The organism is Komagataeibacter melaceti (genome assembly GCF_003403295.1).
Lineage (GTDB): Bacteria > Pseudomonadota > Alphaproteobacteria > Acetobacterales > Acetobacteraceae > Komagataeibacter > Komagataeibacter melaceti.
The window spans coordinates 25092-39623 of sequence record NZ_QUWV01000151.1 but is presented as its reverse complement, the minus strand read 5'-3'; the positions used below and the strand labels follow the sequence as shown (position 1 = coordinate 39623).

14 protein-coding genes and 1 tRNA gene are annotated in these 14532 nt (G+C 63.5%); 11 read left to right on the top strand and 4 right to left on the bottom strand.

What is annotated here, in order from left to right:
• Positions 1–26: 26 nt before the first annotated feature.
• Together trpA and trpB are read right to left on the bottom strand one after the other, a co-directional pair.
• On the bottom strand, positions 27–851 hold the full coding sequence (trpA, locus tag DY926_RS14735; protein WP_116704057.1) for a tryptophan synthase subunit alpha: 825 nt from the start codon (positions 849–851) through the stop codon (positions 27–29).
• Positions 848–2077 carry a tryptophan synthase subunit beta gene (gene trpB / locus DY926_RS14730; protein WP_116704056.1) on the bottom strand — a complete coding sequence of 410 codons (1230 nt, stop codon included), beginning with the start codon at positions 2075–2077 and terminating at the stop codon, positions 848–850. The genes trpA and trpB overlap by 4 nt, the downstream gene beginning before the upstream one ends.
• Positions 2078–2273: 196 nt before the next feature.
• On the opposite strand from trpB, the gene DY926_RS14725 reads away from it, so the two are divergent.
• Both DY926_RS14725 and rho read left to right on the top strand, forming a co-directional pair.
• Positions 2274–3236: a magnesium transporter CorA family protein gene (locus DY926_RS14725; protein ID WP_116704055.1), complete on the top strand. Its 963-nt coding sequence runs from the start codon at positions 2274–2276 to the stop codon at positions 3234–3236.
• Between the two features lie 262 nt (positions 3237–3498).
• The gene (rho, locus tag DY926_RS14720; RefSeq protein WP_116704080.1) at positions 3499–4809 is read left to right on the top strand and encodes a transcription termination factor Rho; all 1311 of its coding nucleotides are present in this window, start codon (positions 3499–3501) and stop codon (positions 4807–4809) included.
• A gap of 168 nt (positions 4810–4977) precedes the next feature.
• Here the strand turns inward: rho and DY926_RS14715 are convergent, their stop codons facing one another.
• The gene (locus tag DY926_RS14715; protein WP_116704054.1) at positions 4978–5982 is read right to left on the bottom strand and encodes a quinone oxidoreductase family protein; all 1005 of its coding nucleotides are present in this window, start codon (positions 5980–5982) and stop codon (positions 4978–4980) included.
• A 39-nt stretch (positions 5983–6021) separates the two neighbouring features.
• Entirely contained in the window at positions 6022–6474 is a 453-nt protein-coding gene (locus DY926_RS14710; protein ID WP_116704053.1) for a methylated-DNA--[protein]-cysteine S-methyltransferase, read from the bottom strand.
• Between the two features lie 100 nt (positions 6475–6574).
• On the opposite strand from DY926_RS14710, the gene mnmE reads away from it, so the two are divergent.
• The 9 genes from mnmE to rsmD all read left to right on the top strand — a co-directional run bounded on the left by mnmE (position 6575) and on the right by rsmD (position 14512).
• On the top strand, positions 6575–7882 hold the full coding sequence (gene mnmE, locus DY926_RS14705) for a tRNA uridine-5-carboxymethylaminomethyl(34) synthesis GTPase MnmE (RefSeq protein ID WP_241503248.1): 1308 nt from the start codon (positions 6575–6577) through the stop codon (positions 7880–7882).
• Between the two features lie 12 nt (positions 7883–7894).
• Positions 7895–9766 carry a tRNA uridine-5-carboxymethylaminomethyl(34) synthesis enzyme MnmG gene (gene mnmG, locus DY926_RS14700; RefSeq protein WP_116704051.1) on the top strand — a complete coding sequence of 624 codons (1872 nt, stop codon included), beginning with the start codon at positions 7895–7897 and terminating at the stop codon, positions 9764–9766.
• Positions 9763–10389, top strand: a complete 627-nt coding sequence (rsmG, locus tag DY926_RS14695; RefSeq protein WP_241503247.1) for a 16S rRNA (guanine(527)-N(7))-methyltransferase RsmG — start codon at positions 9763–9765, stop codon at positions 10387–10389. The genes mnmG and rsmG overlap by 4 nt, the downstream gene beginning before the upstream one ends.
• On the top strand, positions 10382–11206 hold the full coding sequence (locus tag DY926_RS14690) for a ParA family protein (protein WP_116704050.1): 825 nt from the start codon (positions 10382–10384) through the stop codon (positions 11204–11206). The genes rsmG and DY926_RS14690 overlap by 8 nt, the downstream gene beginning before the upstream one ends.
• On the top strand, positions 11206–12105 hold the full coding sequence (locus DY926_RS14685; RefSeq protein ID WP_116704049.1) for a ParB/RepB/Spo0J family partition protein: 900 nt from the start codon (positions 11206–11208) through the stop codon (positions 12103–12105). Before DY926_RS14690 ends, DY926_RS14685 begins: the two co-directional genes overlap by 1 nt.
• Before the next feature lie 85 nt (positions 12106–12190).
• Positions 12191–12266 (top strand) — tRNA-Lys (locus DY926_RS14680).
• Positions 12267–12432: 166 nt separating this feature from the next.
• Entirely contained in the window at positions 12433–13164 is a 732-nt protein-coding gene (locus DY926_RS14675) for a gamma-glutamyl-gamma-aminobutyrate hydrolase family protein (RefSeq protein WP_116704048.1), read from the top strand.
• Positions 13161–13937: a pseudouridine synthase gene (locus tag DY926_RS14670; protein WP_116704047.1), complete on the top strand. Its 777-nt coding sequence runs from the start codon at positions 13161–13163 to the stop codon at positions 13935–13937. The genes DY926_RS14675 and DY926_RS14670 overlap by 4 nt, the downstream gene beginning before the upstream one ends.
• On the top strand, positions 13937–14512 hold the full coding sequence (gene rsmD / locus DY926_RS14665; RefSeq protein WP_116704046.1) for a 16S rRNA (guanine(966)-N(2))-methyltransferase RsmD: 576 nt from the start codon (positions 13937–13939) through the stop codon (positions 14510–14512). Before DY926_RS14670 ends, rsmD begins: the two co-directional genes overlap by 1 nt.
• Positions 14513–14532 lie beyond the last annotated feature (20 nt).

Sequence of the window (14532 nt, the reverse complement as noted above, 5' to 3'; positions counted from 1 at the left end):
GATGAGTGATTGGGCCAGATTGTCATTCATTTCCGTACTGCATGCACCGCATCGGCCAGCGTGCGCAACTGCGCCAGCACGCGCGGCACGGTCTGGTCAGTGGCCCGGCCTGCGTCATCCAGCGTGCTTTCAAGCGTGTTGAGCAGGGCGGAGGCCACGACGGCGGCATCGGCCACGCGCACGGCGTTGGCGGCCAGTTCCGGCGTGCGGATGCCAAAGCCGATGGCGATGGGCAGGTCGGTGGCGCGGCGCAGGCGCGGCAGGGCCTGGGCCAGTTCATCGGTGCTGGCGGTGCGCGTGCCGGTTACGCCGGTAATGCTGACATAATACACGAACCCCGACGCGCCATTGAATACGACCGGCAGCCGGTCATCGGGCGTGGTGGGGGCCACGAGGCGGATGATGTCCAGCCCCGCCTGTGCCGCAGGCGCGCTGAGCAGGTCGGCTTCCTCCGGCGGTAGGTCCACCACGATCAGCCCGTCCACGCCCGCTGCCCGCGCATCGGCGCAGAAGCGTTCCGGTCCGTAAGCCCCGATGGGGTTGGTGTAGCCCATGAGGATGATCGGGGTCTCGTCATCATCCTTGCGGAAGGCGGCGACCATTTCCAGCACGCGCTTCATGCTGGACCCGGCCTTCAGCCCGCGCCGGGCGGCCTTCTGTATGGTCGGGCCATCGGCGGAGGGATCGGAGAAGGGGACGCCAACCTCGATCAGGTCGGCCCCGGCGGCGGGCATGCCGCGCAGGATGGCCAGCGCGGTGTCGTAATCGGGATCACAGGCCTCGACATACGGGATCAGGGCGCCACGGCCCTGCTGGCGCAGGGTGGCGAAGCGGCGGGCGATGCGGCTCACAGTTTCACTCCCAGATGTTCGGCAACCGTGAAGATGTCCTTGTCCCCCCGGCCGGAAATGTTGACGACCACGATCGCGTCCTTTGGCATGTCAGGCGCGATCCTGGCGGCATAGGCGATGGCGTGGGCACTTTCCAGCGCGGGAATGATGCCTTCGGTGCGGGTGCAGAGCTGGAAGGCGTCCAGCGCGTCCTGATCGGTCGCACCCACGTATTCCGCCCGCCCGATGTCATTCAGCCATGAATGTTCCGGCCCCACGCCGGGATAGTCCAGCCCGGCGCTGATGGAATGGGCCTCGGTCACCTGACCGTCCGTGTCCTGCAGCAGGTAGGTGCGGTTGCCATGCAGGACACCGGGCGTGCCACGCTCGATGGAGGCGGCGGTGCGCCCGCTGTCCAGCCCGCAGCCCGCGGCCTCCACGCCGATCAGGCGGACCTGCGGGTCGTCAAGGAAGGGGTGGAAAATGCCCATGGCGTTGGACCCGCCGCCGATCGCCGCGACGATCGCATCGGGCAGGCGGCCTTCGGCGGCCACGATCTGTTCCTTGGTTTCCACGCCGATGACGGACTGGAAATCACGCACCATCTGCGGGTACGGGTGGGGACCGGCCACCGTGCCGACAAGGAAGTAGGTGTCATGCACGTTGGTCACCCAGTCGCGCATGGCTTCGTTCATGGCATCCTTGAGCGTACCGGCCCCGGCGGTGACGGGCACGACCTCGGCCCCGAGCAGGCGCATGCGGAAGACGTTGGGCTTCTGCCGCTCGACATCGGTGGCGCCCATGTAGATCGCGCATTTCATGCCGAACAGCGCGCAGACGGTGGCGGTGGCCACGCCGTGCTGCCCCGCGCCGGTTTCGGCCACGATGCGGGTGCGGCCCATGCGGCGGGCCAGCAGGATCTGCCCCATGACGTTGTTGAGCTTGTGGGAGCCGGTGTGGTTCAGCTCCTCGCGCTTCATGTAGATTTTCGCGCCGCCAAGTTCTTCTGTCATGCGGCGCGCGAACCATAGCGGGCTGGGACGGCCGACGTAATCCTTGAGGTAATAATCCAGTTCACGCCGGAATTCGGGGTCGGCCTGTGCGGCCTTATAGGCGGCGTCCAGTTCCAGGATCAGCGGCATCAGGGTTTCTGCGACGAAACGGCCGCCGAAAATTCCAAAACGCCCACGGCCGTCGGGGCCGCTGCGCAGGCTGTTGGCGCCTGCCTGTGTGTCTGTTGCGCTCAACTTCGCTACTCCGCAAGAATAGGTGCGTGGCTCACTGGTTTTTCCATGCAGCCGTCCCGGGCCGCGTGTAGGGCGGTTCTGGACCGGATGGCGGCAAAATACCAGCCCCCCGGCGCAGGCATGTCATGTCATGATTTGACATGTTTGCTGCCGCATGATGGATGGACACGGATCAGGAACGAAAGAAAGACGGCTCATGTTTCTAGCGCATCGCCCCGGGGCTCCGGCCAGAAGTGTGACCACGGCGGAGGACGCGGCGGGCGCTGCCTGGCTGGATCTGCTCAACCCCACACCGGAGGAGGAGACCCTGGCGGCACAGGTGACGGGCCTGCGGATTCCCACCCGTGCCCAGCTTGACGAGATCGAGAGTTCGTCGCGCCTGTTCATGGAGGATGACGCCGTCTATCTGTCCACGCCGCTGGTGCGCAAGACGCCGGATGACTTCTTCGTCTCCCCGGTCGGATTCGTGCTCATGCATGACCGGATACTGACGATCCGCTTCACCGGCTTCAGCGCGTTTGACGTGGTGGCCCGGCAGGTGGCGGGGCAGGGCGCGCTGGGCGCCAATGAGGCGGCGATCCTGCTGCTGGAGGCGATCGTGGACCGCCTGGCGGATATTCTGGAACATCTGGGCCAGGCGCTGGATGGCATGTCGCGCGATGTGTTCCAGTCCGAGGAGCCGGGGCAGGCGCAGGCGGGCACGCTGCTGCGCAACATGCTGCGCCGGGTGGGGCGGTCGGGCGATCTGGGATCGTCCGTGCGGGACAGTCTGCTGGGGCTTGAGCGTATTTCCATATTCCTGGGCGAGAACAAGCGCCATGACCTGTCCGAGCACCTGCAGGCGCGGCTGGGTACGGTGGAGCGTGACATCCGCTCACTGAACGATTTCGTGTCACAGACGGCCAACAAGGTCCAGTTCCTGCTGGATGCGACGCTGGGCTTTATCAGCATCGAACAGAATAACGGCATGAAGATACTGACCGTGGTCAGCTTCATTGGTGTCGCGCCCACGCTGGTGGCGGGGATCTATGGCATGAATTTTCATGACATACCGGAGCTCAACTGGAAATATGGCTACTGGTATTCCCTCATACTTATGGCGGCGACCGTCATACTGCCGCTGATCTGGTTCTGGCGGCGCGGGTGGCTGGGAAAGTAGGGATAACGGGGCCGGTTATTGTGGTCTGCGCGGCTGTGCGGGCCGGGCAGGTGTGGCTTATGCTTGACTTCGGGGCAGAACTGCCATAGGGTGCCGGTGTTCCGGAAGGTTTATCAACCTGTCTGGATTCCCCGCCCTATCAGTCAAGCAGCATCCACCGTTTCGCAAGAAGATGGTCAGGTATTGCGCCCCGCGCATCCTGCTCGTGATTGCTGGCTTTACTTTTCCCTTCGTGAACTGCCCACTTATAGGCATATCCTGCATGCAACTCGCCGAACTCAAGGCCAAATCCCCGGCAGACCTTCTGGCTTATGCCGAAAGTCTGAATATTGAAAACGCATCATCCCTCCGCAAGCAGGAGCTGATGTTCACGATCCTCAAGACCCTGGCGGATAATGACCAGGCGATCTATGGGGACGGCACGCTTGAAATCCTGTCCGACGGGTTTGGTTTCCTCCGCTCGCCCGAGGCCAATTACCTGCCCGGCCCGGATGACATCTACATCTCCCCCAGCCAGGTCCGCCGTTTCGGCCTGCGCACCGGTGATACGGTGGAAGGCCAGATCCGCGCCCCGCGTGACGGGGAACGGTATTTTGCGCTGCTCAAGGTCAATGCGATCAATTTCGAGCCACCCGAAGCGGTGCGCCAGCGGATCAATTTTGACAACCTGACCCCCCTGTACCCCGAACGCCGGTTGCAGATGGAGGTCGAGAACTCCGCCGTGGGTGGAGCGGCCGAACCGCCCGCCAATGGCAAGGGGAAGGGCAAGACCCCGAACCGCGACTTTACTTCCCGCGTGATTGACCTGGTCTCGCCCATCGGCATGGGCCAGCGCGCGCTGATCGTGGCGCCGCCCCGTACCGGCAAGACCGTGATGCTGCAGAGCATCGCCTCCTCCATCGCCGCGAACCATCCCGAAGTCTTCCTGATCGTGCTGCTGATTGACGAGCGGCCGGAGGAAGTGACCGACATGGCGCGTTCCGTGCGCGGTGAAGTGGTGTCCTCCACCTTTGACGAGCCCGCCACGCGCCATGTGCAGGTGACGGAAATGGTGCTGGAAAAGGCCAAGCGCCTGGTCGAGCACAAGCGTGACGTGGTGATCCTGCTGGATTCGATCACGCGTCTGGCCCGTGCCTACAACACTGTCGTGCCCTCATCGGGCAAGGTGCTGACCGGTGGTGTGGACGCCAATGCGCTGCAGCGCCCCAAGCGCTTCTTTGGTGCCGCCCGCAATATCGAGGAAGGCGGGTCGCTGACCATCATCGCGACCGCGCTGATTGATACCGGCAGCCGCATGGATGAAGTCATTTTTGAAGAGTTCAAGGGCACCGGTAACTCGGAACTGATCCTTGACCGCAAGCTGGCGGACAAGCGTACCTTCCCCGCGATTGACATCACCAAGAGTGGCACGCGTAAGGAAGAACTGCTGGTTGACCGGGCTGAACTGGCCAAGATGTGGGTGCTGCGCCGTATCCTTGCCCCCATGGGCACCATGGATGCGATGGACTTCCTGCTGGACAAGCTCAAATACAGCAAGACCAACCATGATTTCTTCGATGCTATGAATACCTGACCGACCCGTCGGCAGTAACAGACTGGAAAACCCCGGCCCTTGTGCCGGGGTTTTCTTTTGGAAGCTGTTTAACCTCCCCAATCAGAAGAAAGTTTTTGGTGAAGCTTTTTTCAAAAAGCTTCAGAAAACGCCGCCTTTTTAAAAAAGACGGCACCCCAAAACTTTATATTATTCCGGTGTAGCGGAATCTTTTGCGGGGTTTCGGGGAAGCAGGATCGTGCTGCCCGTGGTCTTGCGTGCCTCAAGTGCAATATGAGCCTGTGCGGCGTCATGCAGTGCAAAGGTCTGGCCGATATGTGGTTTGAGCACGTCCTTTTTCACCAGCGCGAAAACTTCCTTTGCCGCGTGCAGCAGCGCCGTGCGCCGGGCGATATAGGTCATGAGCATCGGGCGGGTCAGGTACAGGCTGCCATGGGCGGCCAGTGTGCCCACGTCCACGCCGGTTACGGGGCCTGAGGCGTTGCCGTAGCTGACCATGAGGCCACGCGGTGCGAGGCAGGAGAGGCTGGTCTCGAATGTGGCCTTGCCGATACTGTCGTAAACCACGGGCAGCATCCGGCCTTCGGTCAGGTCACGCACCTGCTCACTGACACGGTCCGTGCCGATGATGACATGCCTGGCCCCGTTGGCCCGCGCCAGTTCGGCTTTCTCCGCAGTGGAGACAACACCGATGACATGCGCGCCCAGATGCTGCGCCCACTGGCACATGAGCAGCCCCACACCACCGGCTGCGGCATAGACCAGTATGTCGTCACCGGGTTGCACGCGATAGACTTCGCGCAGCAGCATGTGGACACTCAGGCCCCGCAGCATGATGGCGGCGGCGGTGCTGGAGGCAATGTCATCGGGCAGGGCGACAACCCTGTCGGCCGCAATGGTCCGGAACGTGGCGTAGCCGCCCGGCACGCCAGCATAGGCGACGCGCATTCCCGGGCTGAGATCATGCACGTCGGGGCCGACAGCCGTGATGGTGCCGGCACCCTCCATACCGGGAATGGCGGGCAGGGAAGGGAATTTGTAAAGGCCGCTGCGGAAGTAGGTATCAATGAAATTGACGCCAATCGCATCCTGCCGCAGCATGACTTCACCTGCCGCAGGTGTGGGCACAGGCAGGGTTTCGGTGCGGAGTACGTCGGGGCCGCCATATTCATGAATGCGGATGACGGTATTCATGGCTTGTCCTCCTTCAGGCATTACCGGACTGTCTCCGGTTCAGGGCTTGGTGGTGGAAAGCGCTTCCAGGTCGCGCAGGAACATCCGGTCACGTGCGCCTTCATCACCGGGATAGGTTTCGGGGTCGTAGTCGGGGCAGTCCGTGAAGTCGATGCGGTGGCAGGGAATGAGGATGGGAATGGGGTTTTCCATACAGGCGCTGAGAATGTCCTCAGGTGTGACACCGGCCTGGGCCGCCGCGTCCTTCCAGTCAACCTGCTGGCCCATGGGAATGGTCCGCATGAACTGCCACGCGGCAAGCTGCCCGTCGCTGCCATAGGGAGCTAGCGGCAGGTCGCATGGTGTGGTCGCGCCATCAAAATAGGCATCCAGCCAGTTACGCGCCGCCAGCAGAACGGGGGTCGGTTCCTGATCGCGCCCCCAGCCCCAGTCGAGCGCCACGATCTGCTCATCTTCAGCCGAGACGGTAAGCGGCGCCAGGGGGGAATGCATTGAAAGTTGTGGCATGAGTCACCTTGATCAGGACAAAGAGGTGAAGGATAACGCCGTTCCCGGAGCGGACAAAATGACGATGGCAATGACGGAGATGTTTATGCGGGAAAGTGATGGGCATCCTCCAGTCATTTTCGCCCTGGCCAGCGGCCTGTCACGGGCGGCCATCGCGGTCATGCGGTTGAGCGGGGTAGGGAGCGGCAGGATTGTGGAAAGCCTGTGCGGCCGTCTTCCCGCGCCGCGCCGTGCCTCCCTTCGTGGCCTGTGGCGGCGTGACGGGGCGGAGCCTGTCCTGCTGGACCGGGCGCTGGTGCTCTGGTTTCCCGGTCCGGACAGCTATACGGGCGAGGATAGTGCGGAACTGCACCTGCATGCCGGTCCCGCTGTCATCAATGCCGTGGCCGATACGCTGGTTGCCCTCGGGGCCCGCCCGGCAGAACCGGGCGAGTTCAGCCGCAGGGCGTTTACCCATGGGCGGATGGATCTCATGCAGGCGGAGGGCATAGCCGACCTGATTGATGCCGAGACCGAGGCCCAGCGGCGGCAGGCCCTGGCGCAGGTTGATGGGGCACAGAGTCGCCTGTACCAGCAATGGGCGGACAGGCTGCGCGTGCTGCTGGCGCATCAGGAAGCATTGATCGACTTCCCTGACGAGGAACTGCCCCCCGAGGTTGAACAGAGGCTGGTTGATGGCCTGCAGGAACTGCATGCGACCATGCAGGCTAGCCTGCTTGAGGGCGCTGGGGCGGAACGGCTGCGGCGTGGGCTGGTCTTTGCCATTGTAGGCGCGCCGAATGTGGGCAAGTCCAGCCTGCTTAACGCGCTGGCGGGGCGGGATGCGGCGATTGTCTCCCCACGCGCGGGCACGACGCGTGATGCGATCGAGACCCGGATCGTGCTGGGGGATGTGCCGGTCACATTGGTTGATACCGCTGGCCTGCGTGACACGGATGACGAGATCGAGGCCGAGGGCGTGCGGCGTTCACTGTTTCACGTGAAACAGGCGGATTGTGTCGTGCATGTATTCACGGGCAGTCAGGCCCCGCCACGGCTGGAAGGGGATGGCCTGCTGGTCTGTAACAAGATAGACCTGCATGACGCGCCTGAGGGTGCGATTGGCATTAGTGTACTCACCCATGCGGGGATGGATGTGCTAAGGGATGTTCTGGCCGCGCACGCACGGGCGCTGACGGCAGGCCAGGCGCAGGCTCCATTCACCCGTGCGCGGCATCGCGCCGCCATTGAGGAGACGGTGCACCACATCGGGCGCGCGCTGGGCATGGACTGGCCTGAAATGCGTGGGGAAGAAATGCGGCTTGCCATGCGCGCGCTGGGGCGACTGACGGGCGCGGTGGATGTAGAGGCCCTTCTGGATACCGTGTTTGGCCAGTTCTGTATTGGCAAGTAGGAGACGCGCAGGATGAACCGCGCATATGATGTGATCGTCGTTGGTGGGGGGCATGCGGGGTGCGAGGCCGCTGCTGCCGCCGCGCGCATGGGTGCCCGCACGATGCTGTTGACACATCGGCGCGATACGATCGGGATCATGTCGTGCAACCCGGCCATTGGCGGTATTGGCAAGGGGCACCTTGTGCGCGAAATCGATGCGCTGGACGGGCTGATGGGGCGCGCCGCCGATCGTGCCGGAATCCATTTCAAGCTGCTCAACCGCTCCAAGGGACCAGCCGTGCATGGCCCGCGCGCGCAGGCGGACCGCACCCTTTACCGGCAGGCGATACAGGACCTGCTGGCGGAAACCGCCCTGCTGGATATTGTGGAGGGCGCTGCAGCCGACCTGCAGGTTGATGAGCAGGGTCGGGTCCATGGTCTGGTCTGTGAAGACGGGCGCACTTATTCATGCGGCGCCGTAGTGCTGGCGACCGGTACTTTCCTGCGCGGCACGATCCATATCGGTCACGACAGCCAGCCCGCCGGGCGGGTAGGGGATCGTCCGGCCAATGCGCTTGGCGAAAGGCTGGCCGCGCGCGGGCTGCGTATGGGACGCCTCAAGACAGGTACTCCCGCCCGTATCGCGCGTGACAGTATTGACTGGGACAGCCTGCCTGAAGACAGGGGGGATGCCATTCCTGAACCGTTCAGCCGCATGACGGACGCCATCACCAACCCTATGGTCTCGTGCCGCATCACGGCCACGACGCCCCGCACGCATGAAATCATCCGGGACAATCTCCAGCTTTCCGCCCTTTATGGCGGGGTGATTTCGGGGCGGGGGCCGCGCTACTGTCCATCCATCGAGGATAAGGTGGTACGTTTCGCGCAGCGTGAATCACACCAGATTTTTCTTGAGCCCGAAGGCCTGCCCGGCAACCCGGAGGGAAATCTGGTCTATCCCAACGGGATTTCCACCAGCCTGCCGGAAAATGTCCAGCATGAGATGCTGCGCAGTATTCCCGGGCTGGAGCACTGCCGGATCGTGCGGCCGGGATACGCAGTGGAATATGACTATATCGACCCGCGTGAACTTGCCCCCACGCTGGAGCTGAAGAACATGCCCGGCCTGTTCCTCGCCGGGCAGATCAATGGCACCACCGGGTATGAGGAAGCAGGCGCGCAGGGACTGGTCGCGGGCATCAATGCTGCCCGACATGTCGGGGGCGGGCAGGGGGTCACGCTTGATCGTGGTGATGCGTATATCGGTGTCATGATTGATGACCTGACCACGCAGGGTGTGTCGGAACCCTACCGCATGTTTACCTCACGCGCGGAATACCGCCTGACCCTGCGGGCTGACAATGCGGACCTGCGTCTGACCCCGCGTGGCATGGAGTGGGGATGTATCGGTCCCGCCCGCGCCGCACGCTTTCGTGCCGATCAGGCAGCTATTGATGCGGCGACCGATCGCGCGCGCAATGAAACCTATACGTCTGACCTCCTGCGCAGGGCAGGGGTCAATGTTTCGGCAGATGGGCGTGCCCGTTCCCTGCTGGACGTGCTGGCGACAGATGCCGCACCTGAAACCGTAAGCCGGATCGCGCCATGGTTTGCCGACCTTCCGCCCCGTGTGGCCCAGCACCTGACGACCGAGGCACGCTATAGCGGCTACATTTTCCGTCAGGAGCGCGAGATCCGCCAGCTTGCTACGGAGGGCCGCATGCCCCTGCCTGTGGATCTCGATTACAGCCAGATTGGCGGGCTGAGTACGGAAATGCAGGAACGTCTTGCACGGGTGCGACCGATTACCTTCGGGGCCGCGCAGCGTATCCCCGGCATTACGCCATCCGCCCTGATGGCCCTGCTGGCGCATGTGCGCCAGAAGCCGGTGATGGCATGATGCGCGGTGACAATCCGGCGGCTCTGGCCGATGTTTCACGTGAAACACGCGACAGGCTGGAACGCTATGCCGGCATACTGCAACGCTGGAACCAGCGTATCAATCTTGTCTCCCCGCATGACCTGCCGCATCTATGGTCACGCCACATAGCTGACAGCCTGCAACTGGCGGACCAGATTCCGGCAGGTGGGGTAACGCTGGTGGACATGGGCTCGGGCGGGGGTTTTCCCGGTCTGGTCATTGCCTGCGCCACGGATGCGCATGTTACCCTGATTGAGTCGGATCAGCGCAAGGCCGCTTTCCTGCGTGAGGCCGCGCGGGTGGCAGGGGCGCGGGTAACGGTATGTGCCCAGCGGCTGGAAGTGGCGCGGGTGCCCCCCGCGCAGGTAGTGACGGCCCGCGCACTGGCGCCGCTGTCCCGCCTGCTGGAATGGGGCACGCGCTTCCTGCAACCGGATGGTTTCTGCCTGTTTCTGAAAGGACGGAATGCGGAAGAGGAATTGACGACAGCCCGTGCCGATTGGCACATGGCAACAACCCGGATTCCAAGCCGTACAAATACGGATGGTGTGATTCTAAAATTGAGCGATATCAGGCGTGTCAAAGACCACAACAATGAATGAGACGGGAACCCCGGCAGTTTCTTCCCCCCGTATTATCGCCCTTGCCAACCAGAAGGGCGGCGTTGGCAAGACCACCACGGCCATCAACCTTGCCGCGGCGCTGGCCACATCAGGGCAGAAGGTCCTGCTGGTTGACATGGACCCGCAGGGCAATGCCTCCACCGGCCTTGGCGTGGGCTATGACGCCCGCAGTGCCGGTGCCTACGCCATGCTGGAAGATGGCGCACGCGCAGCAGACGTGGTGCAGTCCAGTGAGGTACCCGGCCTGTCACTGGTAGCAGCGGATACGGAACTGGCGGGCGCGGAACTGGAACTGGTCATGGCTGACCGACGCGAATACCGCCTGCGCGATGCCCTGGCGCAGATCGGCGCGGATTATGACGTGGTGCTGATCGACTGTCCGCCCAGCCTTGGCCTGCTTACGCTCAATGCGCTGGTGGCGGCACATTCGGTCATTGTGCCGTTGCAGTGCGAGTTCTTTGCGCTGGAGGGAATCAGCCAGCTGGTGCGGACCGTCAACAGCGTGCGCCAGTCGCTTAACCCGGCGCTGAAGCTCGATGGCATTGTCCTGACCATGTACGACCGGCGTAACAACCTGTCGGAACTGGTAGCGGATGACGCCCGCAGCTTCTTCGGGGACAAGGTGATGGAAACCCTGATCCCCCGCAATATCCGCATCTCCGAAGCGCAGAGCCACGGCCAGCCGGTCATGAATTATGATACCCGCTCCTCCGGCAGTCAGGCCTATCAGGCGCTGGCGGTCGAGGTGGCTGAACGTCTGGCCCTCGGGGTGGCAGCAAAAGGGAAGGTCCGCTGATGAAAAGCAGAAAGGACGCAGCCCGTCCCCGCCTCGGGCGCGGTCTTGCCGCCCTGCTGGGCGAACAGGTCAACATGCTGCCCGCCAGCCCGGCGGTCGAGGGGCGCAAGGCGCCGGATGTCATCGCCAGCCTGCCGGTGGATGTGCTGGAACCCGGTCCTTTCCAGCCACGGCAGGAAATGGAACCCGCGGCACTGGATGAACTGGCCAGCTCCATCCGGGTGCGCGGCATCCTGCAACCCATTCTGGTGCGCCCGCATCCGCAGCGTAAGGGTGTCTACCAGATCATAGCCGGGGAACGGCGCTGGCGTGCCTCCCAGCTTGCGGGGCTGCATGACGTGCCGGTCCATGTACGCCCGCTTGATGATGGTGACGCCATGGCGGCGGCGCTGGTGGAAAACCTCCAGCGCGCCGACCTCAATGCCATTGAGGAAGCGGAAGGCCTCCAGCGCCTGCTTGATGAATATGACCTGACGCAGGATGAACTGGCCAGCGCCATTGGCAAGTCACGTCCGCATGTGGCCAACATGGTCCGCCTGCTGCAGTTGCCGCCGCCGGTGCGTGATGCCGTGCGCCATCGTGGCCTGTCAGCCGGTCATGCCCGTGCCCTGCTGGCCCATGCGGACCCGGTTGCGGCCCTCAGGGTCGTTCTGGCGCAGGGGCTCAATGTCCGGCAGACGGAGGCCCTGGCCCGCCAGCAGGAGCGCAAGGCCGCCAATGCGCGTGACAGGGCGGAAAAAAATGCCAAGAACCCCGAGATCGCATCGCTCGAACGCGACCTGACAACCCGCCTTGGGGTAAAGGTCCAGATTGCCTTTGACGGGAAAGGGGGCAGCATAAAGATCGATTACCGTTCGCTGGAACAGTTCGATGGCCTGCTGCGCCTGTTGCAGCAGTAGAAAAATTCAGAAAATTTAAAAAACCCTCTTGCCATGGTGCGTTATGGGCTGCTAGAAGCCCTCTCACCCGATCGGGTAACCCTGTGGGCGCATAGCTCAGTTGGTAGAGCAGCTGACTCTTAATCAGCGGGTCCAAGGTTCGAGCCCTTGTGCGCCCACCATAGGGTTTAATAAGATTACATAAGTCCCCATCAAGGCGTAGCCGGTGGGGATTTTTTGTATCATGGCCGCAGGGCCTCACTGCGGCACAGTTCTGGTCAGGCGGCAGGAAAGGGGCGGCATGGCATATCCATTCCCTCTGGCTGCGTATTTCCCCCGGCAGGCCGTATGAACGCCCCACGTCCCCTGATCGGTGTCACGCTGGATAGCGAGCCACCCACGCCGGGCGGTTACTCAGGCTTTCCATGGTATGCCATCCGCCAGAACTATATGGACATGATCGCCGCCTGCGGTGGCCTGCCGGTGGCGCTGGGGCATGAGCCTGAACTGGCGGTGGAACTGGTTGCGCGCCTCGATGGGCTTGTCGTGACAGGTGGGGCCTTTGACGTGCCGCCCGACCTTTACGGGGGCGGGGAATGGCATGCCACCGTCCAGACCAAACCACGCCGCACGCTGGCGGAAACAGCCCTGATCCGGGCCGCCATGGCGCGGGGGATTCCGGTGCTGGGCATATGCGGTGGCATGCAGCTTCTTGCGGTCGTGCTGGGCGGGCAACTGGTCCAGCATATACCGGACACATATCCTGCAAGCCTTGCGCATGAGCAGCCCAACCCCCGTAACGAGGCCGGGCATGACGTGCATGTCGTGCCGGGCACCCATCTGGCCCGGCTGGTGGGGCAGGACAGGCTGGCGGTCAATTCCGCGCACCATCAGGCCGTGTCTGATCCGGGGCGTGCGGTTGTGTGCGCGACCGCGCCGGATGGGGTGGTGGAAGCTATTGAACTGCCCGGTTATCCATTGTGCATCGGCGTGCAGTGGCATCCGGAATTTGGTATATCGGCAGGGGATCATCTCCTGTTCAACGGGTTGATCGACGCTGCGAGGCAGACAGGAACATGACACAGGACCATTCCACCCCCGCCGCATCCCAGCGTGGTGACCGTATTGCCAAATGGCTGGCCCGCTCTGGTGTGGCGAGCCGCCGCGACGCGGAGCGCATGATTGCCGAGGGCAGGGTCAGCCTGAACGGCACCACCATCACCCACCCCGCCACGTTTGTGGAGACGGGTGACATCGTGCAGGTGGACCGCAACGTGGTCAGTGCGCCAGACCGCACCCGGCTGTGGCGTTACCACAAGCCTGACGGGCTGGTGACAACCCACCGCGACCCAGAAGACCGCCCCACCGTATTCGATTCCCTGCCTGAGGGGCTGCCCCGGGTCATCAGCGTCGGTCGCCTTGACCTGAACAGTGAGGGGCTGCTGCTGCTGACCAATGATGGCGAACTGGCCCGCAAGCTGGAACTGCCCAGCAATGGCTGGATACGCCGTTACCGCGTGCGTGTTTTCGGCGTGGTGGATGAGCGTATTCTGGCGTCACTGGCGGGAGGCAGCGAATTCGAGGGCGTGCGCTACGGCCCGATCGAGGCGCATCTTGATTCCCGCAAGGGTGACAATGCGTGGCTGACCGTATCGCTGCGCGAAGGCAAGAACCGTGAGATCCGCAGGGTCATGCAGGGCCTGAACCTGCATGTCAGCCGCCTGATCCGTACATCCTACGGCCCCTTCCAGCTTGGCACACTGGCGCGCGGGGAACTGGAGGAAGTGACCGGCAAGGTCATTCGTGAGCAGGTGCCCGGCCTTTCTGGCAGCAAGACCCCGCGCCCGGCATAATGCGTATCATCGCGGGGGAATGTCGGGGCCGCAGCCTGCAGGCGCCGCCGGGGCGGACCACCCGCCCCACGGCGGACCGGGTGCGCCAGGCGCTGTTCGATACGCTGGCCCACGCGCCATGGGCCGGGGCCGACCTGATCCGGGGCGCGCGCGTGCTTGATGGTTTTGCCGGTACTGGCGCGCTGGGGCTGGAGGCCCTGTCACGCGGGGCGGCAAGCGCGCTGTTTGTCGAGCAGGACCGACAGGCCCTGCGTGCCCTGCGGGAGAACGTCGCCACCTGCGGCATGCAGGACCGCGCCGTAATCCGCCCGGCCGACATGCTGCGCCTGCCGCCCCGTGGCGCTGCGGGGCCGATGGATCTGGTCTTTCTCGATCCACCCTACAACAAGGATATGCCTGCCCGCGCACTGGCCGTGCTGGAGCGGGGCGGATGGCTGGGACCGGCCACGCTCATCATAGTGGAAACAGCGGCGGACGAGCCCGCCCCGGTCGCGGTGGACCGACTGCTGCTGGAACGGCGGCATGGTGCCGCCTGCCTGTTCGGCTGGCGGCATGAAGCCCTCGGCATGACATAATTCATTGCCGTATTTTGTGT

Excerpts from the sequence above, each read along its gene's own strand:
- DY926_RS14725 (WP_116704055.1), top strand. The coding sequence starts at position 2,274 with ATGTTTCTAGCGCATCGCCCCGGGGCTCCGGCCAGAAGTGTGACCACG.
- rho (WP_116704080.1), top strand. The coding sequence starts at position 3,499 with ATGCAACTCGCCGAACTCAAGGCCAAATCCCCGGCAGACCTTCTGGCT.
- DY926_RS14715 (WP_116704054.1), bottom strand. The coding sequence starts at position 5,982 with ATGAATACCGTCATCCGCATTCATGAATATGGCGGCCCCGACGTACTC.
- DY926_RS14710 (WP_116704053.1), bottom strand. The coding sequence starts at position 6,474 with ATGCATTCCCCCCTGGCGCCGCTTACCGTCTCGGCTGAAGATGAGCAG.
- mnmE (WP_241503248.1), top strand. The coding sequence starts at position 6,575 with ATGCGGGAAAGTGATGGGCATCCTCCAGTCATTTTCGCCCTGGCCAGC.
- mnmG (WP_116704051.1), top strand. The coding sequence starts at position 7,895 with ATGAACCGCGCATATGATGTGATCGTCGTTGGTGGGGGGCATGCGGGG.
- rsmG (WP_241503247.1), top strand. The coding sequence starts at position 9,763 with ATGATGCGCGGTGACAATCCGGCGGCTCTGGCCGATGTTTCACGTGAA.
- DY926_RS14690 (WP_116704050.1), top strand. The coding sequence starts at position 10,382 with ATGAATGAGACGGGAACCCCGGCAGTTTCTTCCCCCCGTATTATCGCC.
- DY926_RS14685 (WP_116704049.1), top strand. The coding sequence starts at position 11,206 with ATGAAAAGCAGAAAGGACGCAGCCCGTCCCCGCCTCGGGCGCGGTCTT.
- DY926_RS14675 (WP_116704048.1), top strand. The coding sequence starts at position 12,433 with ATGAACGCCCCACGTCCCCTGATCGGTGTCACGCTGGATAGCGAGCCA.
- DY926_RS14670 (WP_116704047.1), top strand. The coding sequence starts at position 13,161 with ATGACACAGGACCATTCCACCCCCGCCGCATCCCAGCGTGGTGACCGT.
- rsmD (WP_116704046.1), top strand. The coding sequence starts at position 13,937 with ATGCGTATCATCGCGGGGGAATGTCGGGGCCGCAGCCTGCAGGCGCCG.